Annotated in this window: 24 protein-coding genes and 1 pseudogene; 14 read left to right on the top strand and 11 right to left on the bottom strand. The window is 66.3% G+C overall.

The features are described 5' to 3' along the window. Positions 1 to 121: 121 nt before the first annotated feature. From ACDH77_RS04465 to sufT, 4 genes are all read right to left on the bottom strand, one after another. Positions 122 to 1531, bottom strand: a complete 1410-nt coding sequence (locus tag ACDH77_RS04465) for a S8 family peptidase (RefSeq protein ID WP_008578141.1) — start codon at positions 1529 to 1531, stop codon at positions 122 to 124. A 258-nt stretch (positions 1532 to 1789) separates the two neighbouring features. Continuing rightward, positions 1790 to 3523, bottom strand: a complete 1734-nt coding sequence (locus tag ACDH77_RS04460; RefSeq protein ID WP_055026671.1) for a S8 family peptidase — start codon at positions 3521 to 3523, stop codon at positions 1790 to 1792. 306 nt (positions 3524 to 3829) lie between these two features. After that, positions 3830 to 4915 (bottom strand): branched-chain amino acid aminotransferase, encoded by a 1086-nt coding sequence (locus tag ACDH77_RS04455; RefSeq protein WP_008578139.1) that lies wholly within the window; start codon positions 4913 to 4915, stop codon positions 3830 to 3832. 64 nt (positions 4916 to 4979) lie between these two features. Further along, positions 4980 to 5534 (bottom strand): putative Fe-S cluster assembly protein SufT, encoded by a 555-nt coding sequence (gene sufT, locus ACDH77_RS04450; protein WP_003488784.1) that lies wholly within the window; start codon positions 5532 to 5534, stop codon positions 4980 to 4982. 186 nt (positions 5535 to 5720) lie between these two features. On the opposite strand from sufT, the gene ACDH77_RS04445 reads away from it, so the two are divergent. Next, positions 5721 to 6140: a hypothetical protein gene (locus ACDH77_RS04445; protein ID WP_014089469.1), complete on the top strand. Its 420-nt coding sequence runs from the start codon at positions 5721 to 5723 to the stop codon at positions 6138 to 6140. Positions 6141 to 6708: 568 nt separating this feature from the next. Here the strand turns inward: ACDH77_RS04445 and ACDH77_RS04440 are convergent. Continuing rightward, positions 6709 to 8166 carry an NAD(P)(+) transhydrogenase (Re/Si-specific) subunit beta gene (locus ACDH77_RS04440; protein ID WP_218488781.1) on the bottom strand — a complete coding sequence of 486 codons (1458 nt, stop codon included), beginning with the start codon at positions 8164 to 8166 and terminating at the stop codon, positions 6709 to 6711. Next, entirely contained in the window at positions 8163 to 8468 is a 306-nt protein-coding gene (locus ACDH77_RS04435; protein WP_372353748.1) for an NAD(P) transhydrogenase subunit alpha, read from the bottom strand. Before ACDH77_RS04435 ends, ACDH77_RS04440 begins: the two co-directional genes overlap by 4 nt. 123 nt (positions 8469 to 8591) lie before the next feature. On the opposite strand from ACDH77_RS04435, the gene ACDH77_RS04430 reads away from it, so the two are divergent. The 3 genes from ACDH77_RS04430 to ACDH77_RS04420 are packed head-to-tail and all read left to right on the top strand — an operon-like array spanning position 8592 to position 9999. Next, on the top strand, positions 8592 to 9155 hold the full coding sequence (locus ACDH77_RS04430; RefSeq protein ID WP_008578133.1) for an RNA polymerase sigma factor: 564 nt from the start codon (positions 8592 to 8594) through the stop codon (positions 9153 to 9155). Continuing rightward, complete coding sequence (locus ACDH77_RS04425; protein WP_008578132.1) at positions 9152 to 9502, top strand: hypothetical protein; 351 nt, start codon at positions 9152 to 9154, stop codon at positions 9500 to 9502. Before ACDH77_RS04430 ends, ACDH77_RS04425 begins: the two co-directional genes overlap by 4 nt. Positions 9503 to 9507: 5 nt before the next feature. Beyond that, complete coding sequence (locus ACDH77_RS04420; RefSeq protein ID WP_011346513.1) at positions 9508 to 9999, top strand: DUF3106 domain-containing protein; 492 nt, start codon at positions 9508 to 9510, stop codon at positions 9997 to 9999. A gap of 402 nt (positions 10000 to 10401) precedes the next feature. Here ACDH77_RS04420 and ACDH77_RS04415 read toward each other — a convergent pair whose 3' ends face one another. The 3 genes and pseudogenes from ACDH77_RS04415 to ACDH77_RS04405 form a co-directional block, all read right to left on the bottom strand. After that, on the bottom strand, positions 10402 to 11499 hold the full coding sequence (locus ACDH77_RS04415) for an NAD(P) transhydrogenase subunit alpha (RefSeq protein WP_031421230.1): 1098 nt from the start codon (positions 11497 to 11499) through the stop codon (positions 10402 to 10404). A gap of 145 nt (positions 11500 to 11644) precedes the next feature. Continuing rightward, positions 11645 to 14002 (bottom strand): DUF1631 domain-containing protein, encoded by a 2358-nt coding sequence (locus ACDH77_RS04410; RefSeq protein ID WP_011346511.1) that lies wholly within the window; start codon positions 14000 to 14002, stop codon positions 11645 to 11647. Between the two features lie 222 nt (positions 14003 to 14224). After that, a pseudogene (locus ACDH77_RS04405) lies at positions 14225 to 14480 on the bottom strand (DUF1631 domain-containing protein); the annotation flags it as partial. A 108-nt stretch (positions 14481 to 14588) separates the two neighbouring features. On the opposite strand from ACDH77_RS04405, the gene ACDH77_RS04400 reads away from it, so the two are divergent. The 4 genes from ACDH77_RS04400 to ACDH77_RS04385 are packed head-to-tail and all read left to right on the top strand — an operon-like array spanning position 14589 to position 17473. Beyond that, positions 14589 to 15164, top strand: coding sequence for a nitroreductase (locus ACDH77_RS04400; protein ID WP_008578127.1), 576 nt, complete (start codon positions 14589 to 14591; stop codon positions 15162 to 15164). Then, complete coding sequence (locus ACDH77_RS04395) at positions 15161 to 16147, top strand: 5'-3' exonuclease H3TH domain-containing protein (protein ID WP_008578126.1); 987 nt, start codon at positions 15161 to 15163, stop codon at positions 16145 to 16147. Before ACDH77_RS04400 ends, ACDH77_RS04395 begins: the two co-directional genes overlap by 4 nt. Next, positions 16144 to 16695 (top strand): NUDIX hydrolase, encoded by a 552-nt coding sequence (locus ACDH77_RS04390; protein WP_029818743.1) that lies wholly within the window; start codon positions 16144 to 16146, stop codon positions 16693 to 16695. The genes ACDH77_RS04395 and ACDH77_RS04390 overlap by 4 nt, the downstream gene beginning before the upstream one ends. Then, positions 16688 to 17473 carry an N-formylglutamate amidohydrolase gene (locus tag ACDH77_RS04385; RefSeq protein WP_011346508.1) on the top strand — a complete coding sequence of 262 codons (786 nt, stop codon included), beginning with the start codon at positions 16688 to 16690 and terminating at the stop codon, positions 17471 to 17473. Before ACDH77_RS04390 ends, ACDH77_RS04385 begins: the two co-directional genes overlap by 8 nt. A 208-nt stretch (positions 17474 to 17681) precedes the next feature. On the opposite strand, the gene pip is transcribed toward ACDH77_RS04385, so the two are convergent. Next, complete coding sequence (gene pip, locus ACDH77_RS04380) at positions 17682 to 18623, bottom strand: prolyl aminopeptidase (RefSeq protein WP_014089460.1); 942 nt, start codon at positions 18621 to 18623, stop codon at positions 17682 to 17684. A gap of 234 nt (positions 18624 to 18857) precedes the next feature. Continuing rightward, a complete protein-coding gene (gene prmC / locus ACDH77_RS04375; protein ID WP_109291194.1) occupies positions 18858 to 19718 on the bottom strand; it encodes a peptide chain release factor N(5)-glutamine methyltransferase in 861 nt (286 codons plus the stop codon). A 201-nt stretch (positions 19719 to 19919) separates the two neighbouring features. Between prmC and ahpC the strand changes: the two genes are divergently transcribed. The 6 genes from ahpC (at position 19920) to ACDH77_RS04345 (ending at position 26140) form a co-directional block, all read left to right on the top strand. After that, positions 19920 to 20483 (top strand): alkyl hydroperoxide reductase subunit C, encoded by a 564-nt coding sequence (gene ahpC, locus ACDH77_RS04370; RefSeq protein ID WP_003488826.1) that lies wholly within the window; start codon positions 19920 to 19922, stop codon positions 20481 to 20483. A gap of 186 nt (positions 20484 to 20669) precedes the next feature. Continuing rightward, positions 20670 to 22262, top strand: coding sequence for an alkyl hydroperoxide reductase subunit F (gene ahpF, locus ACDH77_RS04365; RefSeq protein ID WP_031421221.1), 1593 nt, complete (start codon positions 20670 to 20672; stop codon positions 22260 to 22262). A gap of 91 nt (positions 22263 to 22353) precedes the next feature. Beyond that, the gene (locus ACDH77_RS04360) at positions 22354 to 23295 is read left to right on the top strand and encodes a LysR substrate-binding domain-containing protein (protein ID WP_029818740.1); all 942 of its coding nucleotides are present in this window, start codon (positions 22354 to 22356) and stop codon (positions 23293 to 23295) included. Between the two features lie 459 nt (positions 23296 to 23754). Then, a complete protein-coding gene (gene rnk / locus ACDH77_RS04355; RefSeq protein ID WP_011346504.1) occupies positions 23755 to 24195 on the top strand; it encodes a nucleoside diphosphate kinase regulator in 441 nt (146 codons plus the stop codon). Between the two features lie 51 nt (positions 24196 to 24246). Further along, a complete protein-coding gene (gene tal / locus ACDH77_RS04350) occupies positions 24247 to 25215 on the top strand; it encodes a transaldolase (RefSeq protein ID WP_031421219.1) in 969 nt (322 codons plus the stop codon). Between the two features lie 355 nt (positions 25216 to 25570). Next, positions 25571 to 26140 (top strand): type 1 glutamine amidotransferase family protein, encoded by a 570-nt coding sequence (locus tag ACDH77_RS04345; protein ID WP_008576347.1) that lies wholly within the window; start codon positions 25571 to 25573, stop codon positions 26138 to 26140. Positions 26141 to 26547 lie beyond the last annotated feature (407 nt).

Genomic DNA, 26547 nt, shown 5'->3' with positions numbered 1-26547 from the left:
CCGAACGCACACTGCCCCGCGTAGAGCGGGGCAGTGCAGGTTTCAAAGCACCGACACCGGCGTCGGAAAAGACCCGACGCATTGCCGGCATCGCGCCGGCATCGCGGTCGTCGGCGCAGGTTTACGGGGTCTGGCTGACCGCGCCGGCCGCGTTGACGATGCCCGCGCCGCAGCCGCCCGAGCAGGCGCCCGGCAGCGGACGTGCAGTGTTCTTCAGCAGCGTTTCCACCGCCGCAGGCGTCAGCGGACGGCTGGCGACCGACTGCACCAGCGCCACCACGCCGGCCACGTGCGGGGCCGCCATCGAGGTGCCGTTGTAGCTGGCGTAGCTGGCCGAACCCGGCGTGGTGGTGCCGCTGTTCAAGGTCGACAGGATCGCCGAACCCGGCGCGGAGATATCGATGCCGGTGCCGTAGTTGGAGAAGCTCGAACGCGCGCCGGCCGAGGTGATCGATGCCACCGAAATCACGTTGGCGCAGCTGGCCGGGGTGAAGTTGGCCACGTTGGCATTGCTGTTGCCGGCCGCCACCACCACGGTGGTGCCGCGCGACACCGCGCTGTTGATGGCGTTCTGGTAACTGCTCGAGCAGCTGCCGCTGCCGCCCAGCGACATGTTGATCACTTCGGCCGGGTTGGCATTGGCCGGCACGCCGGACACGGTGCCACCCGAGGCCCACACGATCGCATCGACGATATCGGAGGTCGCGCCGCCGCAGGCGCCCAGCGCACGAATCGGCACGATGCGCGCGTTGAACGCGGTACCGGCCACGCCGGTGCTGTTGTTGGTGACCGCCGCGATGGTACCGGCCACATGGGTGCCGTGCCAGCTGGAATTGGCGGCCGACGTACCGCTGCCGCACTGGCCGGCCGTGGTCCAGTCACCCTGGTCGGCCGGATTGCTGTCACGCCCGTTGTTGTCGCGTGCACGCGTGGCATCGCTGATGAAGTCGTAACCCGGCAGCACGTTGGCGTTGAGGTCCGGATGGCTGGTGATGCCGGTGTCGATCACGGCCACCACCACGCCGGTGCCGGTGGCGGTATCCCAGGCCGGGCGCACGTTGATGCTGGAGGAAGAGGTACCGAAGCCCCACTGCTCGGACAGGCGCGTGTCGTTCGGAGTCAGCACCGGGTACATGATCTGGTCCACTTCCACGTAGTCCACGCTGGGGTCGGCGGCGATGCGGCGCATCAGGGTTTCGGCGTCGGCGCGGTCCAGGCCACGATCGGTCTTGAGCACTTCCGAACCCAGCGCCGTGCGGCGCACGTGGTTCAGGCCCAGCGCACGGCCGGCGCGTGCCGGCATCGCACCGGCAACCGAATTGAGCGATGCGCGCATCGAGGTCGGGCTGACCGCCGCACTGGAACCGTCTTTGTATTTGACGATGAAGCGGTCCAGGGTGGGCTGCGAGTCCAACCCGGACAGATTGACCTGACCGGCAAACGCCGGCACGGCCAGCAGCGAGGTCAGCGCGGAAACACCCAGGACTACCAGCGCGCGCGTGGGCGCACGACGTTGCGACACATTGGACATCGATCGTTCCTTATTGGAGAGGTACCGCAGCTGCGGCGAGAGGGCCGGCTCGTTGCCGCACGCTGCGGTTCGGAGCCGGAACTGCACGGGCGCCAGGCCCGTCGGGGCGACTGGCCGGTGTCCATTCCGGCCAAGCGGCAACACGTCGCCTGCGCCTGCCGAAACGGCAGACCTGGGCGAGGTATCGCAGATGGGGTTGAAGCGAGGAAGGCGCGTTCCCTGGCGGTCATGCCAGGGAACGCGTGCAGCGATCCAGCGTCAGTAGCTGGCGGTCAGGGTCACGCCGGAGAACGTGCTGTAAGCCTTGATCCGCACGTAATAGGTTCCCGACGGCGAGGTGATGTTGCAGGTTTCGGCATTGCCATCGAGATACGGACGGCAGGCATAGACGGTGTCGGTGGGCGCGCTACCGGCCCGCACGTACAGGTCTGCATCGCCGCTGCCGCCGCTGGTGGTCACCGTCAGCGTGCCGCTGCCGGCCGGCACCGTGATGGTGTAGTTCAACTCCGCGCCCGTGGCTGCACCCAGGCCGGTCACCGGCGTGCCGTTGGTCAAGGTGTTGCCGGTTCCGCCACCACCACCGCCACTGCTGCCGGCGATGGCCGCCGTCACCGCCGCATCGGCATCGACGATGCCCGCACCGCAACCGCCCGAACAGGCGCCCGGCAAGGCGCGTGCGGTGTTCTTCAGCAGTGTTTCCACTGCGGCAGGCGTCAACGTGGTGGGCGCCACCGACTGCACCAGCGCAACAACGCCGGCCACATGCGGCGCCGCCATCGAGGTGCCGTTGTACGAAGCGTAGCTGGCGTTGCCCGGCGTGGTGGTACCGCTGTTGAGCGTGGACAGGATCCCCGACCCTGGCGCGGAGACGTCGATCCCGCTGCCGTAGTTGGAATAGCTGGCCTTGGCACCGGCCGAGGTCGTGGCCGCCACTGCGATCACGTTGGCGCAGTTGGCCGGCAACGAACCGGACACGTTGGCGGCACTGTTGCCGGCTGCCACCACCACCGTGGTACCGCGCGAGACGGCGCCGTTGATTGCGCTCTGCATCGTGGACGAACAGGTGCCACCGCCGCCCAGCGACATGTTGATGACTTCGGCCGCGTTGGGATTGGCCGGCACACCGCTGACGGTGCCGCCGGAAGCCCAAATGATGGCATCGGCGATGTCCGACAGCGAACCGCCGCAACGGCCCAGCACGCGGACCGGCACCACCTTGGCGTTGAACGCGGTACCGGCCACGCCGGTGGTGTTGTTGGTCACCGCCGCCACCGTGCCGGCGACATGGGTGCCGTGCCAGCTGGAATTGGACGTGGCGCACCCGCTGGTCGAGTTCCAGTCGCCTTCGTCGGCAGGATTGTTGTCGCGCCCATTGCCGTCGCGCGCGGCGGTGGCATCGCTGATGAAGTCATAGCCGGGCAGGATGTTGGCGTCCAGGTCGGGGTGGCTGACGATGCCGGTGTCGATCACCGCAACCACGACGTTGGCACCGGTGGCCTTGTCCCAGGCCGGGCGGATGTTGAGCCCGGCGTTGGTGGTGCCGAAGGCCCATTGCTCGGACAGGCGGCTGTCGTTGGGGGTCAGCGTGGGGTACAGCATCTGGTCCACTTCCACGCTTTGCACGTTGGGGTCGGCGGCCAGCTGGCGCATCAGGGTTTCGGCTTCGGCGCGATCCAGCGCGCGGTCGGCCTGAATCAGCTCCGGTCCCACGGCCAGACGACGCACGCTGTTCAGGCCCAGCGGCTTGCCGGCCTTGGCCGGCAACGCACGTGCAGCGGTGCGCAACGAGGTGGTCAACACACTGGGGCTGCTCAGGGCGCTACTGCCGTCCTTGTAGGTCACGATGAACTTCTGGTGGGTCTGCGCGGTGGCCAGGCCACCCAGGTAGACATCGCCGGCAAATGCCGGCGTTGCCAGCGACAGCGAGGTGAGTGCCGAAGCACCCAGGATGCAGAGCGCACGGTGGCGCGGACGAAACGACGCGTTAGACATCGAATTCCCTTCCAGTCAAGAGAACCGCCGAAGCGGTAGTTCCGAAACCGTCGCGATGGCGACTGGCCCAGTGCCCCGGACCGCCCCTGTTATCGATCCGTTCAGCGAACCTATCCCAAAGAAACCGAACTGGACAATACGGAGTTGGTAATTTTCGAAATCAAAATGTCATTGCGTGACTTCAATCACACTTGACTCATGCTGAATTCGACCGGTTCCCAGGCGAAAAAGGGTCTTTTTGCTGTTACGCAAACAAAAGGCCCCCGTGCTGACACACGGAGGCCCTTGTTTGACGAATATGTCTGCTTACGACAAACGCACCAACCACCCGTGGCGGTCCGGCACGCGGCCGTACTGGATATCGGTCAGTTCCTGGCGCAGCGACATGGTCACCTCGCCCGCCGGCGCGGACAGATCGCCCACCGCGAACCCCTCGCCCTTCAGCTCGCCGATGGGGGTCACCACCGCCGCGGTACCGCAGGCAAACACCTCGGTGATCTCGCCCGAGGCCACGCCCTGCTTCCATTCGTCGATGGCGACCTTGCGCTCGATCACCTGCATGCCACGGTCGCGGGCCAGTTGCAGGATGCTGTCGCGGGTGATGCCTTCCAGGATGCTGCCGGACAGTTCCGGGGTCACCAACGTGCCGTCCTTGTAGACCAGGAACACGTTCATGCCACCGAGTTCTTCGATGTACTTGCCTTCCACCGGGTCCAGGAACAACACCTGCGAGCAGCCCTGGGCATAGGCCTTCTGCTGCGGCAACAGCGAGGCGGCGTAGTTGCCGCCGCACTTGGCCGCACCGGTGCCGCCCTTGGCCGCACGTGCGTACTCGGTGGACAACCAGATCGATACCGGTGCCACGCCCTTGGCGAAATACGGGCCGGCGGGGCTGGCGATCACGTAATACGACGCCTTGTGCGCCGCACGCACGCCCAGAAAGGCCTCATCGGCAATCATGAACGGGCGGAAATACAGGCTGGTCTCCGGCGCCGACGGCACCCAACCGCTATCCACGGCGACCAGCTGGCGCAACGATTCGACGAACAGGTCCACCGGCAATTCCGGCAGCGCCAGACGGCGCGCCGACCGCTGCAGGCGCTCGCCATTGGCCTGCGGACGGAAGGTCCAGATCGAGCCGTCGGCGTGCCGGTAGGCCTTGATGCCTTCGAAGATCTCCTGGCCGTAATGCAGCACCGACGCTGCCGGATCCAGCTGCAGCGGGCCGTACGCGCGCACTTGCGCGTCGTGCCAGCCCTGCTCGTTGTTCCAGGAGATGGCGACCATGTGGTCGGTGAAATGCAGCCCGAAACCGGGTGCGGCCAGGATCACGGACAATTCGTCGGCGCTGCGCGGCGACGGAGAACGGGTGGAAGCGAAGGACACGGACACCGGGAGATTCCTGTATGGCGGGCGAAAGGACGCAGCGCCACATCGTGGACATGGCGCGTGACGATCAGAGCATGCCGGTCTCGAGACGGGCCGCTTCGGACATCATATGCCGGCCCCACGGCGGGTCGAACACCAGCTCGACGTCGGCCTCGGCGATGGTCGGGATCATCTCGACCTTGCTGCGCACATCGTCGACCAGGATTTCGCCCATCCCGCAACCGGGCGCGGTCAGGGTCATCTTGACGTCGACCCGGCGCTGGTCGTCTTCCTCGCGATGGCTGACCACCGCCTCGTAGACCAGGCCCAGATCGACGATATTGAAGGGAATTTCCGGGTCGAAACAGGTGCGCAGCTGCTGCCACACCAGCGCTTCCACCTCTTCGTCGCTGGCATTGGCGGGCAGTTCCAGCCCCGGCGGCGGCTCCTTGCCGATCGCATCGCCGTCCTTGCCGGCAATGCGGAACAGATTGCCTTCGACAAAGACGGTATAGCTGCCACCCAGCGCCTGGGTGATATAGCCGTAACTGCCTGCGGGCAGGGTCACCGAATCGCCCTGCGGCACCATGACGGCATCGCAATCGCGTTCGAACTGGACGGGTTCGCTGCTACGGGAATACATGGGCTGGATATGGGGCCGCGCAGGTCGCGCGCAAGTCGGCCATTCTAGCCGACCACGACGCCACCGCCGCCGGCCACCGCGCCAGCCGGGAACGACGCTGCATTCCATCAGCCGCACTGTCGTGGCGTGGCGTGCGTCGCAAAGGCCGGCGCGCGCTCTATCATGTGCGCACTGTCAGGAGCTCCAATGCCGCCCACCACCGCGTCCGCCAGAACGGCCCACTGGCTCTGGCCCCCGCTCCTGTTGCTGGGATGCGTCACCGCCCTCATCGCCTGGCTGCTCATCGCCCTGGCCCTGGGCAACCAGGCCGGCTGGATGGCCGTGGTCGCAGCACTGGAGATCGTCTGGATGCTGCGCCTGGGCACCCTACATGCAGGCCGCCTGCGCATCGGCGTGGCCATGGTGGCGACGGCGCTGATCATCGCGGGCGCCAACTGGGGCATCGCCTCGGCGCAACTGGGCGGACCGCTGGGCCTGGACCCGTGGACCTCGGCACAGAAGATGGGCACCGGCCTGGCCTGGACGCTGCTGCAACTGGCCAACAACGGCTTCGACTTGCTGTGCTACGCCGCCGCACTGTTGGTGGCGTGGTGGGCGGCGCGTTGAGCCAGGCGCGATTGTTTCAGTAGCCAACGTCGCACGTCGTCGAAGCTGATGCGTCAGCTGCACAGATTCGAGCGCCGGTGCTCGTCAAGCGCCATCGCTCCCATCAGAGATGCATGGGAAGCGCTGCGCGTTTGCCGCAGGACCCGTGCCCGCCCGCCATCGCGAGACACGCTGCAAGTACGTCCTTGTAAGCTCCTTGGCGGCATCCATGCCGCCAAGGGTCCCGCGACGGTGGGCGGGCAAGGACCAGTCACGTTGGTCGGGGTGCGTAGCGTTCAAAAGAGCAGCTCGCAAACTGTCCAACCCGGTGCCTTTGTTCTTGAACGAGGCAATCAGCAAACTGTCTGGCGCGGTGCCCTGGCCGATTGCGGGACCGTTGGCGGCATCGATGCCGCCATCGAGCCTCCAGGCACGGATTGACGGTGTGTCCCGCAAGCGGTGAGGGCGCCGCGCCTTCGACTAACCCTGGCGTTGATCCGCGCGTGTAAGCGTCACCTGTAACGCAACAAGACACGACCGACCGTGCGTTGCCTCAAGCATCCGAGCGCGCCTGACGACACACCAGCACTCAATGCCCGCCGCCATCCAGCGCTTTCAATTCACTCACCAGCGCACCAGCGGCTTCTGCTCCATCGCCGTACAACATGCGCGTGTTGTCGGCGTAGAACAGCGCATTCTCGATGCCTGCAAAGCCCGTCCCCTTGCCGCGCTTGATCACCACCGTGTTGCGCGAATTGACCACGTCCAGAATCGGCATGCCGTAGATCGGGCTGGCCGGATCGGTTTTGGCAACCGGATTGACCACGTCGTTGGCACCGATCACCAACGACACGTCGGTGCTGGCAAATTCCGGATTGATGTCGTCCATGTCGGCGATCAGATCGTAGGACACACCTGCCTCGGCCAGCAGCACGTTCATGTGCCCGGGCATGCGCCCGGCGACCGGATGGATCGCAAACTTCACCTTGACCCCGCGCGCCATCAAGCGCTGCGCCAGCTCCCAGATCTTGTGCTGTGCCTGCGCCACTGCCATGCCATAGCCGGGCACGATCACCACCCGCTCGGCAAAGGCCATCATCGCCGCCACATCGCCGGCCTCGATCGGCTTCTGCACACCGCTGATTTCCTGCGCCTGCCCGCCACCGCCGAAGTTGGAAAACAGCACGCCGCCGATCGGCCGATTCATCGCCTTGGCCATCAACCGCGTCAGCAAGATGCCGGCGGCGCCGACCATCATGCCGGCGATGATCAATGCCTCATTGCCGAGCACATAGCCCTCGAACGCCACCGCCAGCCCGGTAAACGCGTTGTAGAGCGAAATCACCACCGGCATGTCGGCACCGCCGATCGGTAGCGTCATCAGCACGCCCAAGGCCAACGCCACCACGAAGAACGCAATGATCGCCAACGGCTGCAGACTGCTCGCCGCCCAGACGGCCAGGGCCAGCACCGCCACGGCCACCACCAGATTGAACACCTGTTGACCGGGGAAGGTCACCCGCCGGTCCAGCCGGCCGTCGAGCTTGGCCCACGCGATGACCGACCCCGACAGCGACACCGCCCCGATCGCCGAACCGATCACCGCCAGCACCACCGTGGTGGTGTCCGGCTGCCGCGCCGCCAGCTGCGCAATCGCCTGCGCGCTCCAGTGCGCCGTGTCGCGATTGGCGAAGAACGAAAACCGCAGCAGCTCCACTGCACCGATCGCCGCCGCCGAGCCGCCGCCCATGCCGTTGTACAGCGCCACCATCTGCGGCATGTCGGTGATGGCGACCTTCCTGGCCGACCCCCACGCCACGCCGGTGCCGATCGCCAATGCCGCCAGGATCAGCGGCACGTTGTGCAGCTCGGGCAGGAAGAACGTGGCCACGGTGGCGATCAACATGCCCAGCCCGGCCCAGCGGATGCCGCTGCGCGCGCTCAATGGAGACGCCATGCGCTGCAGGCCGAGCAGGAACAAGGTCGCTGCCACCAGATAGCTCGACTTCACCAGCCACGACAGCAATTGGGCAATAGACACGTTCATGGCGCATCCCCGCCCGACGGCTTCTTGCTGGACTTGAACATCTCCAGCATTCGCTCGGTCACCACATAACCGCCCGCTGCGTTGCCCGCGCCCAGCGCCACCGCGACAAATCCCAGCGCTTTTTCCAGTGTGGTGTCGGCATGCCCCAGCACCACCATCGCCCCGATCAACACGATGCCGTGGATGAAGTTGGAACCGGACATCAGCGGCGTATGCAGGATCACCGGCACCCGCGAGATGATCACATGGCCGGCGATGGCCGCCAGCATGAAGATGTACAGCGCTACGAATCCGTCGCTCATCGTCTCTGGCTCCACTGGCCGGTGCGGCCCGCCGATCATACCCACGCCACGCCCGTGCGGGCGCCTGTCAACCGAATCCGCGCTCGCCCGTTGACGTCGTATCGTCTCCGCGGAAGCTACGCTGTGCTGGTGGGAACTCCTTTCGATCCGCAAGCTACCGCACCGGCCGCCACCACACCGGTGTCGCTGGATGCATTTCTGGCCGGCATCGGGCCGCGTGCCTTCCGTTTTGCCGAGGCCGGCTTGCGGCACCGCGAAGATGCGCTGGACGCCGTGCAGGACGCCATGGTGAAGCTGCTGGGCTATCGAGAGCGGCCAGCGGAGGAATGGACGCCGCTGTTCTGGAGCATCCTGCGCAGCCGCATCATCGACCTGCAGCGGCGACGCAGCTTTCGCCTGAAGTTCTGGGCACCGGCCGAGCGCGCCGACGACGAAGGTCCGATCGACTGGGCCGACCCCGGCACCGGACCGGTCGACGAACAACAGCATCAACAGGCCTACCAACGGCTGGTCGATGCATTGCGCACACTGCCGGCGCGCCAGCGCGAAGCCTTCACGCTGCGCGTGCTCGAAGACCTGGACGTGGCCACCACTGCCAAGGCGATGGGCTGCTCCGAAGGCTCGGTCAAAACCCACCTGTCGCGCGCGCGCGACGCGTTGCAAAAACAGTTCGAGGATTTCCTGTGAACCGCTCCCACGACCCCGCCCGGCTGGATGCGCAGCTGCGCCAGCTGCACGCCACCGCGCTGACCAGCCTACCGCCGCAAACCCTGGCGCGCCTGCGCCAGGCCCGCCACGCCGCGGCCCCGACGCGCAGCCGACGTGGCTACTGGTTGCTGGCCACCGCGTGCTCGGGCCTGCTGGCGATCGGCATCGGCCTGCAGCTGCATCCGAGCCAAAGCGTCTCCTCTGGCACCGCGCCGACCTCGCCGGTTGCCAGCACCAGCGCCACCACCGAGACAGACGACCTGCTGGCCCAGAACCCGGACCTGTATGTCTGGCTCGGCTCCGACACCGCCCTGGCCATGGAATAAGCACGATGACCCACACCACCCGCCTGCTGTTGACCCTGTTGCTGTGCACCGGGCCATGCGCCTCCACGCTGGCTCAGGACGGCCCACCCGGACCTCCTCCCCCGGGTCCGCCCATGGACGCGCCTGGCCCACGCGGCCAAGGTCCGCGTGACGAGACGCCCATGCCCGAGTGGGACCAACTGACCAAGCAGCAGCGCCAGGTCATGATCGATGCGCTGCGCGAGCGCTGGAACGACGTGCCCGAAGAACGTCCCAGGATGTACCGGCACGCCCGCCGCTGGCTGGACATGACGCCCGAGCAGCGCAAGCAGGCCAAGGCCGGCATGGACCGCTTCCGCAACATGAGTCCGGAGCAACGCCGCGAGGCCAAGGCCTTGTTCGACCGCATGCGCACGCTCAACCCGCAACAGCGCAACGAACTGCAGCAACGCTGGCAGAAGATGAGCCCGGCCGAGCGCAGCGCTTGGTTGCGCGAGCATCCGCCGGTCGAGGACTGACGTTTCCCAGCACTGCGCAGCGGTCGCAGCAGCGGATTGCGTTTGCTCAGGCGCCGCGCAGGGTTGCGATGGGCGCTGGATATGATCCAGCCGTCGCGCTTGGCATCTTGCAGCATGCCAGGGCCAGTCGCTGCAGCGACGCGCACCCTGCGCACCCCGCGCGCGCGGCCGCGTAAGTGTGTGTAGCGCACGCAGCTGCATGACGTCGCGGCAACCAGATGCATGCCAGCACCCGTGCTGGCATCGGTGGCGTCGCTGGTCGCAAGGACAACCACGAAATCCCTGACCGCGCCAAACCTCAACCTGCCCCAAAGAGCGCTCTTCAGCGCCGGACCGACGACGGCTCGCGATGCGCAGCGTGCTGCCCTTGCCGCATTGCACGCACCGAACTTTCTGCGATGCCTACGCGTTGGTCGGCGCCGGCGCCGACCAACGCGTCTTCGCCAGCAACTCATCGTCCCAGTCGAGCGTCAACGCACCGTCCTTGATCAACAAGGCGGCGAAGGCGTACACGTTGCGCGCGAACATCTCGCTGGCTTGCACTGCGCCCTGGCTGGCCAGATTGAGCGGGCCAGCGATGACCACGCCGTCGAGGTCATACGTTTCGCCCGGGCGGGTGGCCGCGCAATTGCCGCCGGTTTCCGCCGCCAGATCTACGATCACGCTGCCGGCGCGCATGCCACGCGCCATCTCGGTGGTCACGATCTTCGGCGCCGGCCGGCCCGGAACCGCTGCGGTGCACACCACCACATCCACACCTGTGAGATGTTCGGCCAAACGGCGCTGCTGTTCGGCGCGTTCGTCGTCGCTGAGCTGGCGCGCGTAGCCGCCTTCGCCGGCAGCGCTCACGCCCAGGTCCAGAAATCGCGCACCCAGCGAGGCGATCTGCTCACGCGTTTCCGGCCGCACATCGAAGCCTTCCACCTGCGCGCCCAGCCGTTTGGCCGTTGCGATCGCCTGCAGGCCGGCCACGCCCGCACCGATCACCAACACCTTGCACGGGCGCATGGTGCCGGCCGCGGTGGTCAGCATCGGAAAAAAGCGCGGCGCCAGTTGCGCGGCAATCAGCACCGCCTTGTAGCCGGCCATGCCGGCCTGCGAGCTCAACACATCCATCGATTGCGCGCGCGTGGTGCGCGGCAGGCGCTCCAGGGCAAACGCGATCAATTGCCGCGCGGCAAATGCCTGCGCGCGCGCCGGATCCGTGTCCGGCGCCAGCATGCCGATCACCACCGTGTGCGGTTTGCAGCCGAGCAAGGTCCCGGTAGAGGGCGCCTGCACGCACAGCACCATCTCGGCCTGTGCCACGGCGTCGGCGCCGGCAAGCTGCGCACCGGCCTGCAGATACGCGGCATCGTCCATGCTACTGGCCCGGCCGGCCCCCGGCTCGATCCACACGCCGGCACCGAGCGCGACCAGTTTCTTGACCGTTTCCGGCGTCGCGGCCACGCGGCGTTCGCCAGCGGCCCGTTCTTTCAGCACCAGCACCTGCACAGCCATGCGTTGCTCCGGTCTTGCGCCCAGTCGCGGCGATGCTAGCAGAGCGCGGCGCCACTGCCGGCGGTACCGGCAACGACGCCAGTGCAGCGCGCGCGTGCCACATGTCTACGGGAAGCCGCAGCGGCTACCCATGCGCGTGGACCGCTCAGTGCACCGTGCTGTTGTTCTGCAACGGATCCAGACGATCGATCACACCCTGCATGGCGCTGTCGAAAGCGCCATCGTTGATGTGCTCGCGCAGGCGGCCCAGGCGCACCATTACCGCCAGTTCTTCCGGCGAGGCGACGCAGAAACGCACGCCACGTCGATTGACGAACAGCAGGCGCTGCGAAATCGGGCTCACCCACGACAGCTTGCCGGCCTGCACCTTGCCGTCCTTGTCGACAAAATCCAGCCACGTGCCGATATCCATCGCGCGGAAACGTTCGGCGTCGGCACTGTCGATGCTCTGCGCGACCGCTTCGGCACCCAGCACCACGCTGACGCTTTCGGCAGCCGGTGGCGGCAGATTGACCTGCGGCAGTTCCGGCAGGGCTTTTTCCAGTTCCGGGCGCGCTTCGGCGATCGCCTGCAGGGTGTCGTGCAAGGCGGTGATCGCCACCACCACCGCATCCCCGTGCAGGCCTACGCTGGCGAACACGCGGTGCAGCGCCGGCTGCCACACCTGCAGCCATGGCTTGCCGACGATATGGCGGCGCGCTTCGGCCAGTTCTTCCAGCACGCCGTCGGCCAGCGCCAGGGCCTCGATGGTGCCGGGACCTTCCTCGCCGTCGCGCAGGATCGCCATGGTCAGGTGATGCAGCCATGGCTGGCGCAGGAAGTCGTCCACTGCCTTGGGCAGGCCCGCGTCTTCGGGGGCACGCTGCTCCAGTTCCGACAGCGCGCGGCTGCGTGCCAGTTCGAGCTTTTCCTGCCCGCGCTGGGTCTCGGTAGCACGACGCTCGGCAATTTCCACCCGGCGCCGGTGCTGCGACAGGAAGTCGCGGAATTCTTCCTCCAGGGTGAGAAAGATCGCCAGGTTCTCGTTGAATTCGGCCACCAGGCGGTCGACGATCTCTTCGACCTTGCCCATCAGCACGCGCTCGGCAGCGCTGTCGCCGTTGTTGCCTTCGCAGGCCTCGGCCAGCGAGTTGAGCAGGCGCCGCGCGGGGTGGGTCTTCTGCACGAACATCTTGCGGTCCAGCAGCGCGACCTTGACGAACGGCACCACCAGGCGGCCGATCATTTCGCGCGAGCGATTTTCCAGATCGCGCTCGTCCAGCATCACGTCGAACAGCATGCCGACCAGGTCGATGGCGTCTTCGTCCATCGGGTCGAGCTTTGCAGTGGCCGGGTCCACGCCCAGCCGCGTGGCGCTGGAAAGCACCTCGTTCTTCAATCGCTGCGCAAGCGATTCGGTGTCGTCGCCGATGGCCGCCTGCAGCGTCGCGCTGGGTGTGGCCTGCAACAGCGACAGCACCGACATCATTTCGCGCTGGCTCAACGGGCGTTGCTGCCCCACCGCGACGGTGGCGGCAGAAGCGGCGGTGTCGCGCACGCTGCGGGTCTGTTGCAGCAACTCGTGCAGCGCCTCGAGCAGCATGCCCTGGCTACCGCCGGGATGGTCGGCCTCACCGTCCATGCCGCCAGCCCCGCCACCATCGGCATGCCCGCGCTGCGTCGCAGCCTGCATGCGGCCGCGGCTATGCGCCCAACGGTCAAGGAAACGGTTGGCCCAGGCCGGTGCGTACTGATCACCCTGATCGTCGCCACCTACCTCGGCGTGACCGCCCTGCGCCTCGACCTGGGCGCGCTCTTCCGGCGTTTCGCCACGCGGCTGCATGCGCGGCGGCGCGCGCTTGGCCTGTGAAATTTCCGGCATCACCCCGGCCTTGGCCAGGGTTTCGTCCAGGCGTGCGTACAACTTGCCGATCGGCTCGGCCAGATCGCGCTCGCACAGCTTGATCAGCACCAGTCGCACTTCCGGCGCCAGATCGCAAGTGGCGAAGGCTTCGTGGATCGCCACACCCAGATGTTCGGGGCCAATCGGGTTGGTGTCGGCCATCAGCTCCAGCCCGCCGGCGATCCAGCCCAGGCGGCGGTCCACCCGTGCCAGCACCTGTTTGAAATCGCGCAACAGCACCGTGGCCAGATTGCGCACAGCCAGCCGCGATTCGAGCACGTGCTCGGGCACCAGGCTCAGCGGGCCGCTGCCCATGTCGCCGGCCAGCACCACTTCGGCCGACAACGGCGTGCCGAGCACCAACGCCTGCCAGCCGTCTTCCAGCTGCTGGCGGAACTGGCGGGCGACCTCTTCGCGCTTGCGGCGCAATTCGCGCATGCCATCGAGAAACAGCAACTGCGACGCGCCAGCGGATTCGGCACGGTCGAACAGCACATCGTCGAAATGCGCAACTGCAGCAGCAAAAACCTGCGCGAGCGCCGGCACGAACACGTCGTGGGCCTGCTCGAGCAAGCGTTGGTCACGGCCCGGGTGTCCCGACGGACTGGGCTGAAAAGTCATGCGCAAAGGCTCCCCGCCTCTGCAGGCGTGAAAATTTTCGAACGAGAAAAAACAGACGCGGCCCCAAATTCCGCCCGTGCATGGTAGGCGGTTCGCGCATCCGTTAAGTGTGACATGTTACTCACTTTACTCGTGACCGCCCAGGGTTTGCGTGTCAAGCGGCCATCCTAGCTCGCCACGTCGCGGTGGAGCTTGCCGGCAGTCATTCTGCGCCTGCGGGTGTTAAGCCTTCAGCTTCGCGGGCGCTTCCGGACCATCAGCCACGCCTTGCATCGCGCCGCAGCGGCAGCGGCAGCGGCATCGCAGTGCAGGCGCAGGCCGTCCAGCAACGCCGTCATCGCCAGCTCCTCCGGTGAAGCGAGGCACAGCTGCCACCACGCCGGTTGGCGAACATCAGGCGCCCGGAGATCGGGCTGATCCACGACAGCGTGCCTACTTGTCCGAGAACGTCGCGGCCAATGAAATCCAGGTGGGTGCCATTACATGAGGTCGATCGCGGCGGCCACGGCCCCCACCGGCCATGCTGCGGCGAGCGTTGGGAAGCGGCCGTCTATAATTCAATGCCTCGTTGCCCCGACCCGGATTTATGCACGCACCGTATTCGCTCCAGGCGCTGGACGCGCGCCGTTCGGTTCCCTCCAAACAACTCGGCGCGCCCGGGCCGGATGAAGACACCTTGCTGCGCATGCTCACCTCGGCGGTGCGCGTGCCCGACCACGGCAAGCTGGTGCCGTTCCGTTTTCTGCGCATCAGCGGCGCCGCGCGCGCTGCGCTGGGGGATTTCCTCGCCGAGCGCACCCTGGCCGCCGACCCGCTGGCATCGCCGGCCACCCTTGCCAAGGAACGTGGACGCTTCAGCGACGCACCGGTGGTGATCGTGGTGATCGCCTCGCTGCGCCCCGAGCACAAGGTGCCCGTGCAGGAGCAACTGCTCACCGCCGGCTGCGTCTGTTTCGCGCTGCTGCAGGCCGCGCAGGCGCACGGCTTCGGCGCGCAGTGGTTGAGCGCGTGGATGGCCTACGACCCGGCGGTGACGGGCTACCTGGGCCTGGAAGACAACGAACGCATCGCCGGCTTCATCCACATCGGCACGCCGCGCATGCAGGTGCCCGAACGCGAGCGCCCGGACCCGCGTGCCTTGCTGCGCGACTGGACCCCGTGACCACACCGACCGACCCGCTCGACGCTGCGCCGCTGGCCATCCGGCGCCCGACCCCGCTGTATCTGGTGGATGCCAGCCTGTACGTGTTCCGCGCCTGGCATTCCATCCCGGACGAATTTCAGGATGCGCAGGGCTGGCCGACCAATGCGGTGCACGGGTTTGCGCGGTTTCTGCTGGACCTGCTCGAACGCGAGGATCCGCAGCACATCACCATTGCCTTTGACGAAGCCCTGGACAGCTGCTTCCGGCATGCGATCTATCCGGCCTACAAAGGCAACCGCACGCCTGCGCCGGATGCGTTGCGCCGCCAGTTCGCGCATTGCAAGGCGCTGTGCGCAGCGCTCGGGCTGAGCGTGCTGGCCCACCGCGATTACGAGGCCGACGACCTGATCGGCAGCGCGCTGCACAGCGCGCGGGCGCACGGCTTGCGCGGAGTGATCGTGTCGGCCGACAAGGACCTGTCGCAGTTATTGCTCGAGCATGACGAGCAGTGGGACTACGCGCGCAACCAGCGCTGGGGCATCGACGGGGTGAAGGCGCGCCATGGCGTGCATGCGCACCAGATCGCCGACTACCTGGCGTTGTGCGGCGATGCCATCGACAACATCCCCGGCGTGACCGGCATCGGCGCCAAATCGGCAGCGGTGCTGCTGGCGCACTTCGGCAGCCTGGATGCGCTGCTGGAGCGCATCGACGAGATTCCCTTCCTGCGCCTGCGCGGCGCGGCGCAGATGGCGGTGCGGCTGCGCGAACAGCGCGAACACGCATTGCTGTGGCGTCAGCTCACCACCATCGCGCTCGACGCGCCGCTGGCGCTGACCGAAGCCGGCTTCACGCGTGCCCACGCCGATGCGGACATGCTCACCGGGTTGTGCGAGAGCCTGCGCTTCGGCCCGCTCACCCGGCGCCGTCTGTTGGCCGCCAGCACCGGCGCCGCCGCACCGTTTCCTCCCGTTTCCCTGGCACAAGGTCCCCGCCCATGAACCGACACGACACCCCGCCCACCGTGGTCTACGAAGGCAAGTACCAGCGCATGGTCGTGCGTGGCACCTGGGAGTATTCCGAGCGTGTGCATGCCGGCGGCCTGGCCGCGATCATCGTGGCGGTGACGCCGGACGATGCGATGTTGTTCGTCGAACAGTTCCGCGTGCCGCTGCAGGCGCGCACCATCGAAATGCCGGCCGGACTGGTAGGCGATGTGCATGCCGATGAGTCGATCGAACTGTCGGCCATTCGCGAACTGGAAGAAGAAACCGGCTGGACCGCCGAGCATGCCGAAGTGTTGATGATCGGCCCCACTTCGGCCGGCGCCAGCAGCGAGAAGATCGCCTTCGTGCGCGCCACCGGTCTGCGCAAGGTCGGCGACGGCGGCGGCGATGCTAGCGAAGACATCACCGTGCACGAAATTCCACGCGCGCAGGTCGGCGCCTGGCTGGTGCAGAAGATGGCCGAGGGCTATCAGATGGACCCCAAACTGTGGGCCGGCCTGTATCTGGCCGATCACGCATTGGACGGCACCCCGCGTGGCTGACGCAGCCATCGAACCCTTGCTCGGCGCCGACGATCCGGCGCCGTTCACCGTGCACAACGCGCAGGCCGCATCGCCGTGGCTGTTGATCGCCGACCACGCCGGCCAGCGCGTGCCGGCGCGGCTGGCCGACCTGGGCCTGCCGCAGGTTGAGCTGGATCGCCATATCGGCTGGGATATCGGCATTGCGCAGGTCACGCAGCGGCTGGCCGAGGCGCTGGATGCGTTGGCCATCGCGCAGACCTATTCGCGCCTGGTGATCGACTGCAACCGCCCGCACGACGCACCCAGCCTGATGCCGGCGGTCAGCGACGGCACCCTGGTTCCGGGCAACCAGCACCTGACCGACAGCGACCGGCAGCAGCGCATCGCTGCGATCTTCGCGCCGTATCACGCACGCATCGCCGCCGAACTGGATGCGCGTGCACAGCGCAATCAGCCGACAATATTGGTGTCGATGCACAGCTTCACCCCGGTCATGGCCGGCAACGCGCGGCCCTGGCATGCCGGCGTGCTCTACCACCGCGATACGCGGCTGGCGCATCGCCTGTTGCAGGCGCTGCGTGCCGAACCCGACCTGGTGGTGGGCGACAACCAGCCGTATGCGGTCAGCGATGCCACCGATTACGCCATCCCGGTGTATGGCGAGGGCCGCGGCCTGCTGCATGTGGAACTGGAAATCCGCCAGGACCTGATTGCCGACGCGGCCGGGCAACAGGCCTGGGCAGCGCGCTTGGCGCGCATCCTGCCGCCGTTGGCAGATGCCTTGCTGGCGCGTTGAGCAGCAGCGTTTGGCGCCTGCATGCAGGCACGTTGAATATCTGCAATCTGTAGGAGCGCTTGCGCGCGATGGAGCGTTACCGGTAACGCCGCAGTGTGCGCACGCGCGCTCCTACACGTCATGCGTATGTCATCGCACCTCAGCGCGTGCCGCGGAGTGATCATGCACATCGACCAAAGCGAACTCTGATCGATGTGCATGCATTCGCTCACGCAAACCCGTCGGTGGCACGCACCAAGGCATCGACGTTTTCCGGCTCGAACGCCGAATGCCCGGAAGCCGGGCTGATCTGCAACTGCGCCTTCGGCCACACCTTGTGCAGGTCCCACGCGCTTTGCAGCGGGCAGACCACATCGTAGCGGCCGTGCACGATCACGCCGGGAATGTCGGCAATGCGATGCGCGTCGCGCAGCAACTGGTCTTCGACCTCGAAGAAACCGCCGTTGACGAAGTAATGGTTTTCGATGCGTGCGAAGGCCAGGGCAAAGTGCGCGTCTTCGTGCCCGGTGACGAAGTCCTCGTCCACATGCAGGAAGCTGGTGGCGCCTTCCCACACGCTCCAGGCCTTGGCCGCGGCCAGGCGCGTGGCCTCGTCATCGCTGGTGAGGCGGCGATGGAAGGCAGCGATCAGGTCGCCGCGCTCGTCCTGCGCAATCGCGTTGATGTAGTGCTCCCAGGCATCCGGGAACAGCCGGCTGGCGCCTTCCTGGTAGAACCATTCCAGCTCGAAGCGGCGCAGCAGAAAGATGCCGCGCAGCACCAGCTCGGTGACCTGCTGCGGGTGGGTCTGCGCATAGGCCAGCGCCAGCGTGGAGCCCCAGCTGCCCCCGAACACCTGCCAGCGGTCGATGCCCAGATGCGTGCGCAGCCGTTCGATATCGGCCACCAGATCCCAGGTGGTGTTGTCCACCAGATCGGCATGCGGCGTGGACCGGCCGGAACCGCGCTGATCGAACAACACGATGCGGTACTTGGCCGGGTCGTGGAAGCGCCGCATCTTGTCGTTGCATCCGCCGCCAGGGCCGCCATGCAACATCACCACCGGCTTGCCCTGCGGATTGCCGCACTGCTCGAAATACAGCGTGTGGCGGTCGTCGACCTTCAGGCTGCCCTGCTGGTAGGGCGTGATCTCGGGATAGAGCGTGCGCATGCGTCGGTCCTGCGGGAAACCGCTAGTGTATCGGCTGCTGCGGGCGCACACGGGCAACGCCATGTGATCGAAAAGACCGGTGCGCGGTGATGGGCGAGGCGCTGAAGAGCACATCGACCTTCCGCGCTTGCCGGCAGGCGGGCGCACTCGGTGCGCGCAACCGCTCGATCGAACGCGCGTGCTCCGCTCCGGAACGTGCGGCCAGTCTGCCGACAATGACGCTGCGGCAATTGCTCAGCCGGCCTGGCCCGCAGCTGGCGACCAGCGCCCCAAGGTCACGCGATCACGCCGCTCCAGATCCTGATGCGTGGCCACCGCAGCGAAGCCGCGCGCGGCCAGCAGTTCGGCCACCGCCACTCCCTGGTCCCAGCCATGCTCCAGCAGCAACCAGCCGCCGGGCAGCAGATGCGCAGGCGCATCGGCCACGATCAGGCGAATATCGTCCAGCCCGTCGCTGCCCGAGGCCAGGGCACTGGCCGGTTCGTAGCGCAGATCGCCCTGCTGCAGGTGCGGGTCGTGGGCGGCGATATACGGCGGGTTGCTGGCGATCAGGTCGAAAGCCTCGCCAGCCAGCGGCGCAAACCAGCTCCCCTGCCGGCAGTCGACATTGCGCAGCCCATGGCTGTCTGCATTGCGCCGGGCCATCGCCAGCGCCGCGGCGCTGGCATCGGTGGCGATCACCTGCGCCTGCGGACGTTCACTGGCGATGGCCAGCGCGATCGCGCCGCTGCCGGTCCCCAGATCGGCGACACGACGGCCTGGCACGGTGTCCAGGCGCTCCAGCGCGAGCTCGACCAGCACCTCGGTATCGGCGCGTGGGATCAGCGTGGCCGGCGAGACCGCCAGGTCCAGCGTCCAGAATCCGCGCGAGCCGGTCAGATAGGCCACCGGCTCGCCGGCCTCACGGCGCTGCACCAGGGCATTGAAGGCCTGCGCGACCGATAGAGGCACCGCATCGCGCCCGTGCATGAACAACCAGGCACGATCACGGCCCAGCGCGTGCAGCAGCAGTGCTTCGGCATCGCCGCGCTCGACCCGCCCGGCGGCGCGGCGAAGCAGCTGATCGGCGGGAATGGCGGCGAGATCGTCGGACATACGGGCTGTTCACCTACACGCAACATCGGCTGACCATTATCGACCATGGCGTGCACCGCGATTGCGCTAGATGCCATCTGACGAGTCGATAGCCTAAGACTATCTATGCAATTCCATCAATCGATTTGAGGAATCTATCGATCCTGCCTACCATGGCGCCGTTCCATCCCCCGCCCCCTTTTCACCGCACGAGGAAACTCAATGTCTCTCATCAACACTCAGGTCCAGCCGTTCAAGGCGAATGCGTACCACAACGGCAACTTCATCGAAGTCACCGAAGCCAGCCTGAAGGGCAAGTGGTCGGTGCTGATCTTCATGCCGGCCGCGTTCACCTTCAACTGCCCGACCGAAGTGGAAGACGCCGCCGACAACTATGCCGCCTTCCAGAAGGCTGGCGCCGAGGTCTACATCGTCACCACCGACACGCATTTCTCGCACAAGGTGTGGCACGAAACCTCGCCGGCCGTGGGCAAGGCGCAGTTCCCGTTGATCGGCGACCCGACCCACAAGCTGACCCGCGCGTTCGGCGTGCATATCGAAGAAGAAGGCCTGGCGCTGCGCGGCACCTTCATCATCAATCCGGAAGGCGTGATCAAGACCCTGGAAATCCACGACAACTCCATCGCTCGCGACGTCACCGAGACGCTGCGCAAGCTGACCGCGGCACAGTTCGTGGCCAACAATCCTGGCCAGGTCTGCCCGGCCAAGTGGAAGGAAGGCGCCAAGACCCTGGCTCCGTCGCTGGACCTGGTCGGCAAGATCTAAGCCGGCTGTCACTTCCGGCCCGATAAGGGCCGGGGGTGAACCGGAGCCGGTGCCGGGCTGCCCGCCAGCCGCCGCCAGCACGCATCCCGACCTCGCGCCGGCTGCGGTTCACTCCCTTCCTTCCCGGCGACCTGCCTCAGCGCAGCGACGCCACGCCCTCCCCTTGCCCATTCCCAGGAGTTCTCCATGTTGGATGCCAATCTCAAGACCCAGCTGACCGCCTACCTGGAACGGGTGACGCGGCCGATTCAAATCAACGCCTCGATCGACGACAGTGCCGGCTCGCGCGAAATGCTCGACCTGCTGGAAGAGTTGGTCCTGCTCTCGGACAAGATCAGCCTGGACATCCACCGCGACGACAACCAGCGCAAGCCGTCGTTTGCACTGACCACGCCGGGCCAGGACATTTCGCTGCGCTTTGCCGGGCTGCCGATGGGCCACGAGTTCACCTCGCTGGTGCTGGCGCTGCTGCAGGTGGGCGGCCACCCGTCCAAGGCGGCAGCCGAACTGATCGAGCAGGTGCAGCACCTGGAGGGCGACTACCGGTTCGAAACCTATTTCTCGCTGTCGTGCCAGAACTGCCCGGACGTGGTGCAGGCGCTGAACCTGGCGGCCGTGCTCAACCCGCGCATCAAGCACGTGGCCATCGACGGTGCCTGGTTCCAGGACGAAGTGGAGGCCCGCCAGATCATGTCGGTGCCCACCGTGTACTTGAACGGCGAGCTGTTCGACCAGGGCCGCATGACGCTGGAGCAGATTGTCGCCAAGCTCGACACCAATGCCGCCAAGCGCGACGCAGCGAAAATCGCCGCGAAGGAAGCGTTCGACGTTTTGGTGGTGGGCGGTGGCCCGGCCGGTTCGGCGGCGGCGGTGTATGCCGCACGCAAGGGCATCCGCACCGGCGTGGCGGCCGAGCGTTTCGGTGGCCAGGTGCTGGACACCATGTCGATCGAAAACTTCATCTCCGTGCCGGAAACCGAAGGCCCGAAGATGGCCGCCGCGCTCGAGCAGCACGTGCGCCAATACGACGTTGACATCATGAACCTGCAGCGTGCCGAGCAGCTGATTCCGGCCGGTGCCGACGGCCTGATCGAAATCAAGCTGGCCAATGGTGCCTCGCTCAAGAGCAAGACCGTGATCCTGTCCACCGGCGCGCGCTGGAGGCAGATGAACGTGCCCGGCGAAGACCAGTACAAGAACAAGGGCGTGGCGTACTGCCCGCACTGCGACGGCCCGCTGTTCAAGGGCAAGCGCGTGGCGGTGATCGGCGGAGGCAACTCCGGCGTGGAAGCGGCGATCGATCTGGCCGGCATTGTGGCGCATGTCACGCTGGTGGAATTTGACGACAAGCTGCGCGCCGACGAAGTGTTGCAACGCAAGCTGCGCAGCCTGCACAACGTGCGCATCATCACCAGCGCGCAGACCACTGAGGTGCTGGGCGACGGGCAGAAGGTGACTGGCCTGGTCTACAAGGACCGCACCGGCGGCGATATCCAGCACATCGAGCTGGAAGGTGTGTTCGTGCAGATCGGCCTGCTGCCCAACACCGAGTTCCTGCGCGGCACGGTGGCGCTGTCGCCGCGCGGCGAAATCATCGTCGACGACCGCGGCCAGACCGATGTGCCCGGCGTGTTCGCCGCGGGCGACGCCACCACGGTGCCGTACAAGCAAATCGTGATCGCGATGGGCGAAGGTTCCAAGGCCGCGTTGAGCGCATTCGACCATCTGATCCGCACCAGCGCACCGGCCACTGCCGACAGCGTGGCCCAGGCGGCATAAGCGAGCGCCTGCTTAGCGCCCGGCCGACCCGGGCGCTAGGCTTGCAACACGCGCCAGTCGTTCCCCGTCACCGCAATGAAGGCTGCTGCACATGAATCTGCGTGACCTGAAATATCTGGTAGCCCTGGCCGACCACAAGCATTTCGGCCGCGCTGCGTCGGCCTGCTTTGTCAGCCAGCCGACGCTGTCCACCCAGATCAAGAAACTCGAAGACGAACTCGGCGTGTCGCTGGTGGAGCGTGCGCCGCGCAAGGTCATGCTGACCCCGGCCGGCCGCGAAGCTGCCGTGCGTGCGCGCAGCATCGTGGCCGAGGTGGAACAGATGAAGGAAGCCGCACGCCGCAGCCAGGACCCGGAAGCGGGCACGGTACGTCTGGGCATCTTTCCCACCCTGGCACCGTATTTGTTGCCGCACGTGGTACCGCGCATCCGCGAGCGTTTTCCGCGTCTGGAATTGCTGCTGATCGAAGAAAAGAGCGACCAGCTGATGCACCAGTTGCGCGAAGGCCGGCTGGATGCCGCGCTGCTTGCATTGCCATTGCAGGACGACCAACTGCATGCCGAATTCCTGTTCGAAGAACCCTTCGTGCTGGCAGTGCCGGAAGGCCACCCGCTGTCGCGACACGACAGCATGACCCTGGACGACTTGTCCGAGCAGCGCCTGTTGCTGCTGGAAGATGGCCACTGCTTGCGCGACCAAGCACTGGATGTCTGCCACCTGGCCGGGGCGATGGAAAAATCCGAATTTCAGGCCACCAGTTTGGAAACCCTGCGCCAGATGGTCGCGGCGAATGTCGGCGTGACCTTGCTGCCCCTGCTGGCGGTCAAGCCTCCGGTTGCGCGCTCGGAAAACATCCGCCTGATCCGCTTCCGTGAAGACAAGCAGCCCAGCCGCCGCATTGCGATGGCGTGGCGGCGCAGTTCGGCCATGACCGCGTTTCTGGAGCAGCTGTCGCAACTGTTCAAGGAATTGCCCGAGAGCCTGTTCACCCTGGATCAGCCTACGATGGGACCGAAGGCGGTTGCGGCTTAGGGAATCGGGAATCGGGAATCGTAAAAGCGTATCGCGGTTGCGGTCGCTTTGGCTGCGGTTGGAGGTTTGGAATTGGGCGGCGCGCGAGCGTCGCTTTTTGTTTGTGTGCAGCACTCTTGCCCAAGGTTGGCGGCGCATCAATCCGCCGCTGTCCGCGCGACGCGGCTGGCGGGCGGCACACTGCCCACGCGACCATGCGATTTATTCCCTTGCTTGAGACCGATGGCGCGGCGTTTGCGGCACGCGGTGGGCGCAGGCTCGTTTGCAGCGGCTGTATGCCTTCCCCCTCCGGTTGTCCCAACCGCAGCGCTTGCTCGCTGCACCAGGCCTGCAGCGCCTGCGTGGCGGCCCTTGCCAGGGCCTTGGGTTTGCCATCCATGCATTGCGATCAGCCGCCGGCGCCCTCATCTTGTCAGTGCTGCTTGCCATGTTGGCGAGCCGTTCTATGAGGAGACTGCCATGACTTCGCAACACCACAGCGGCTTGCCGCCATCCATCCTGGTGTCCAGCCACGACCTTGCCCGGCTTGAGGCATTGCTCGATTCGCCAGCCTTCAACAAGCATCCCGCCGCCACTGCGCTGAGCGACGAACTGGGCCGCGCCCGCGTGCTGCCGCCCGACCAGATTCCCGGCGATGTTGTCACCATGCACTCACGCATCGAATGCGAGGACCAACTGCATGGCGAACGGCATACGCTCACCCTTGTGTACCCGCATGAGGCCGATGTGCAGCACGGCCGCATCTCGGTGCTCGCGCCGGTCGGCAGCGCGTTGCTCGGCCTGTCGGTCGGCCAGAGCATCGATTGGCGTACGCCCGACGGACGCGACCTGCGCCTGCGCGTGACTGCCGTGCACGACCAACCCGCAGCGGCGGGCGACTTCCGGCGCGCGGCGCGCTAACGTAACGCGCTGCGCCATCCCCGACCCGTTCCACGATTCGAGAGAACCCGCATGACTGCATCCCCCTCCAAGCTCGCCCAGCTGCGTGAACTGTCCGTTGTCGTTGCCGATACCGGCGATTACGACGCCATCAAGCGCCTGAAGCCGGTCGACTGCACCACCAATCCCACCCTGGTCAAAAAGGCATTGGATCTGCCGGTGTATGCCGACCTGATCGAGCGCGAACTGGCCTGGGGCCGCGAACACGGTGGCGAAGACCGCACCAGCACCGTCAACGAAGTGGCCGACCGCCTCACCGTCGGCGTCGGCGTCAAGCTGGCCGAGCTGGTCCCGGGCCGTGTCTCCACCGAAGTCGATGCCGACCTGGCGTACGACACCCAGGCCACCATCGCCAAGGCGCGCAAGTTCGTTGCGATGTACGCCGAGCGCGGCGTGTCCAAGGACAAGATCCTGATCAAGATTGCAGCGACCTGGGAAGGCATCGAAGCCGCGCGCCAGCTGCAACGCGAAGGCATCGACTGCAATCTGACATTGATCTTCAACCGCGCGCAGGCGCTGGCCTGTGCGGAAGCCGGCGTGTTCCTGATCTCGCCGTTCGTCGGCCGCATCCTGGACTACTACGTCGCCCAGGGGCAGACCCCGGCCAGCATCGACGAAGACCCGGGCGTGGTCTTCGTGCGCACCGTCTACAACGAGTTCAAGCAGCGCGGCTCGTCCACCGTGGTCATGGGCGCCTCGTTCCGCTCCACCGCGCAGATCGAAGCGTTGGCAGGGTGCGACCGCCTGACTATTTCGCCGGACCTGCTGGAAAAGCTCGACGCCGAGCACGGCGAATTGCCGCGCAAGCTCTCGCCGGCCAAGGCCGACAATGCCCAGTTCACCCCGATCGACAGCGACAGCTTCGCTTCGGGCCTGGCCGCCGACCCGATGGCCACCGAGAAGCTGGCCGGCGGTATCGACACGTTCGCCAAGGACTTGCACGCACTGCGCAAGACCATCGCCGACAAGCTCGCTGGCTGATCACCCAGCGAGCCTGTTCTGCATGCAACGCCTGCAGCTGCCTGGCTGCGGGCGTTGTCGTTTTTGAGTCTGGTTTAGAGATGTGCGGCCAAGCCGGTCTGCATCGCGATAACGGGTAAGGATGCGGGCAGCTCGTGGACGTGGGCGTTACCGCTTCCGCAGCCGGCATTGCCGGGGATCGACAGCGGCCGCCTATGAGCGCCTCTGCACGACAGACAGAAGACCGCGTGGCACAGGACAGCCATGCCTGCGCCGTGTACCGCTTGGACCAACCCCCCTGCTCTCCACATATCGCTTACACCCGCTGCACGCGCACTGCCTAGAATTCGGATTCACTCAACTGGCGTAACGGACAATGGCAAACATTGCAGTGGTGATGGTCGATGGCGTGGCCGATTGGGAAATCGGCGTGGTGCTGCCGGCAGCACGCGAATGGTTCGGCGACCAGGTCGCCATTGCCAGTATCGACGGGCAACCGCTGCAGTCCATCGGCGGGGTGCGCATCACGCCGGAATTTGCCCTCTCCGATCTGGCGCCACTGCAGGCCGATCTGTGGATCCTGCCCGGCAGCGAACGCTGGCAAGCCGGCGAAATTCCCGGGCTGAGCGGCTTGCTGGTCGAGCGCGTGCAGCAGCAGCGCCCGGTCGCGGCGATTTGCGGCGCCACCCTCGCCTTCGCCTATGCCGGCCTGCTCGATGAGCGCGCGCACACCAGCAACGCGTTGGCCTTCTTGCAGGAGCACGTGGTGCCGTACGCAGGCGCCGCGCACTATCGCCACGAAAAGGTCGTCAGCGCCGATGGCGTCATCACCGCACCTGGCACCAGCCCGGTGAATTTTGCATTGGCATGCATGCGGCAATTGCATCCGGAGCGCACCGATACGCTTGCCCAGTTGCGCGGCATGTTTGCCGGAGAATTTGTTTAATCCAACGGATTTAAGCCGGTACAGCTGATGCCCGCCCTGGCTCACCGTGCTGATTGCTTGTATCGAGTCTGCATACCGTTCGCGGCCAATCACCAGGAGTATTTGCCCGCGCTGAGCAGCCTCCGATGATGTGCTGCCCGGCCCTCTGCGGCGCTCGCCGCAACAACTCACACCACCGATTCGCTGTACAGCGTCGCCGAGCCGGTTCACCTTACAGACATATCGTCCCATCGCCAGCGTGTGTTGCGATCTCCGTTAAAAAAAATGGCCGCGCCGTCTCCGACGCAGCCATTCAAGTTGCCTAGCACGCACTCCCATGCAGTGCCTGATCGTGATAACGCTGCCGGTCACTGTCGGCCATCGGCACGCTGCCACGATCATGTGGACGACAGCGTTTCAATCCGGCC

Origin of the sequence: Xanthomonas axonopodis pv. maculifoliigardeniae (genome assembly GCF_041519315.1) — a bacterium.
Lineage (GTDB): Bacteria > Pseudomonadota > Gammaproteobacteria > Xanthomonadales > Xanthomonadaceae > Xanthomonas > Xanthomonas euvesicatoria.
Note: the sequence above shows the minus strand (reverse complement) of the source record. Positions and strands in the feature narration are given on the sequence as shown.

Coding starts and splice junctions, on each gene's coding strand:
- ACDH77_RS04410 (WP_011346511.1), bottom strand. CDS start 14,002: ATGACTTTTCAGCCCAGTCCGTCGGGACACCCGGGCCGTGACCAACGC.
- ACDH77_RS04360 (WP_029818740.1), top strand. CDS start 22,354: ATGAATCTGCGTGACCTGAAATATCTGGTAGCCCTGGCCGACCACAAG.
- ACDH77_RS04345 (WP_008576347.1), top strand. CDS start 25,571: ATGGCAAACATTGCAGTGGTGATGGTCGATGGCGTGGCCGATTGGGAA.
- ACDH77_RS04420 (WP_011346513.1), top strand. CDS start 9,508: ATGACCCACACCACCCGCCTGCTGTTGACCCTGTTGCTGTGCACCGGG.
- rnk (WP_011346504.1), top strand. CDS start 23,755: ATGACTTCGCAACACCACAGCGGCTTGCCGCCATCCATCCTGGTGTCC.
- ACDH77_RS04440 (WP_218488781.1), bottom strand. CDS start 8,166: ATGAACGTGTCTATTGCCCAATTGCTGTCGTGGCTGGTGAAGTCGAGC.
- ACDH77_RS04400 (WP_008578127.1), top strand. CDS start 14,589: ATGCACGCACCGTATTCGCTCCAGGCGCTGGACGCGCGCCGTTCGGTT.
- ACDH77_RS04445 (WP_014089469.1), top strand. CDS start 5,721: ATGCCGCCCACCACCGCGTCCGCCAGAACGGCCCACTGGCTCTGGCCC.
- ahpF (WP_031421221.1), top strand. CDS start 20,670: ATGTTGGATGCCAATCTCAAGACCCAGCTGACCGCCTACCTGGAACGG.
- sufT (WP_003488784.1), bottom strand. CDS start 5,534: ATGTATTCCCGTAGCAGCGAACCCGTCCAGTTCGAACGCGATTGCGAT.
- ACDH77_RS04465 (WP_008578141.1), bottom strand. CDS start 1,531: ATGTCCAATGTGTCGCAACGTCGTGCGCCCACGCGCGCGCTGGTAGTC.
- pip (WP_014089460.1), bottom strand. CDS start 18,623: ATGCGCACGCTCTATCCCGAGATCACGCCCTACCAGCAGGGCAGCCTG.
- ACDH77_RS04390 (WP_029818743.1), top strand. CDS start 16,144: ATGAACCGACACGACACCCCGCCCACCGTGGTCTACGAAGGCAAGTAC.
- ACDH77_RS04460 (WP_055026671.1), bottom strand. CDS start 3,523: ATGTCTAACGCGTCGTTTCGTCCGCGCCACCGTGCGCTCTGCATCCTG.
- tal (WP_031421219.1), top strand. CDS start 24,247: ATGACTGCATCCCCCTCCAAGCTCGCCCAGCTGCGTGAACTGTCCGTT.
- ACDH77_RS04435 (WP_372353748.1), bottom strand. CDS start 8,468: ATGAGCGACGGATTCGTAGCGCTGTACATCTTCATGCTGGCGGCCATC.
- ahpC (WP_003488826.1), top strand. CDS start 19,920: ATGTCTCTCATCAACACTCAGGTCCAGCCGTTCAAGGCGAATGCGTAC.
- ACDH77_RS04415 (WP_031421230.1), bottom strand. CDS start 11,499: ATGGCTGTGCAGGTGCTGGTGCTGAAAGAACGGGCCGCTGGCGAACGC.
- prmC (WP_109291194.1), bottom strand. CDS start 19,718: ATGTCCGACGATCTCGCCGCCATTCCCGCCGATCAGCTGCTTCGCCGC.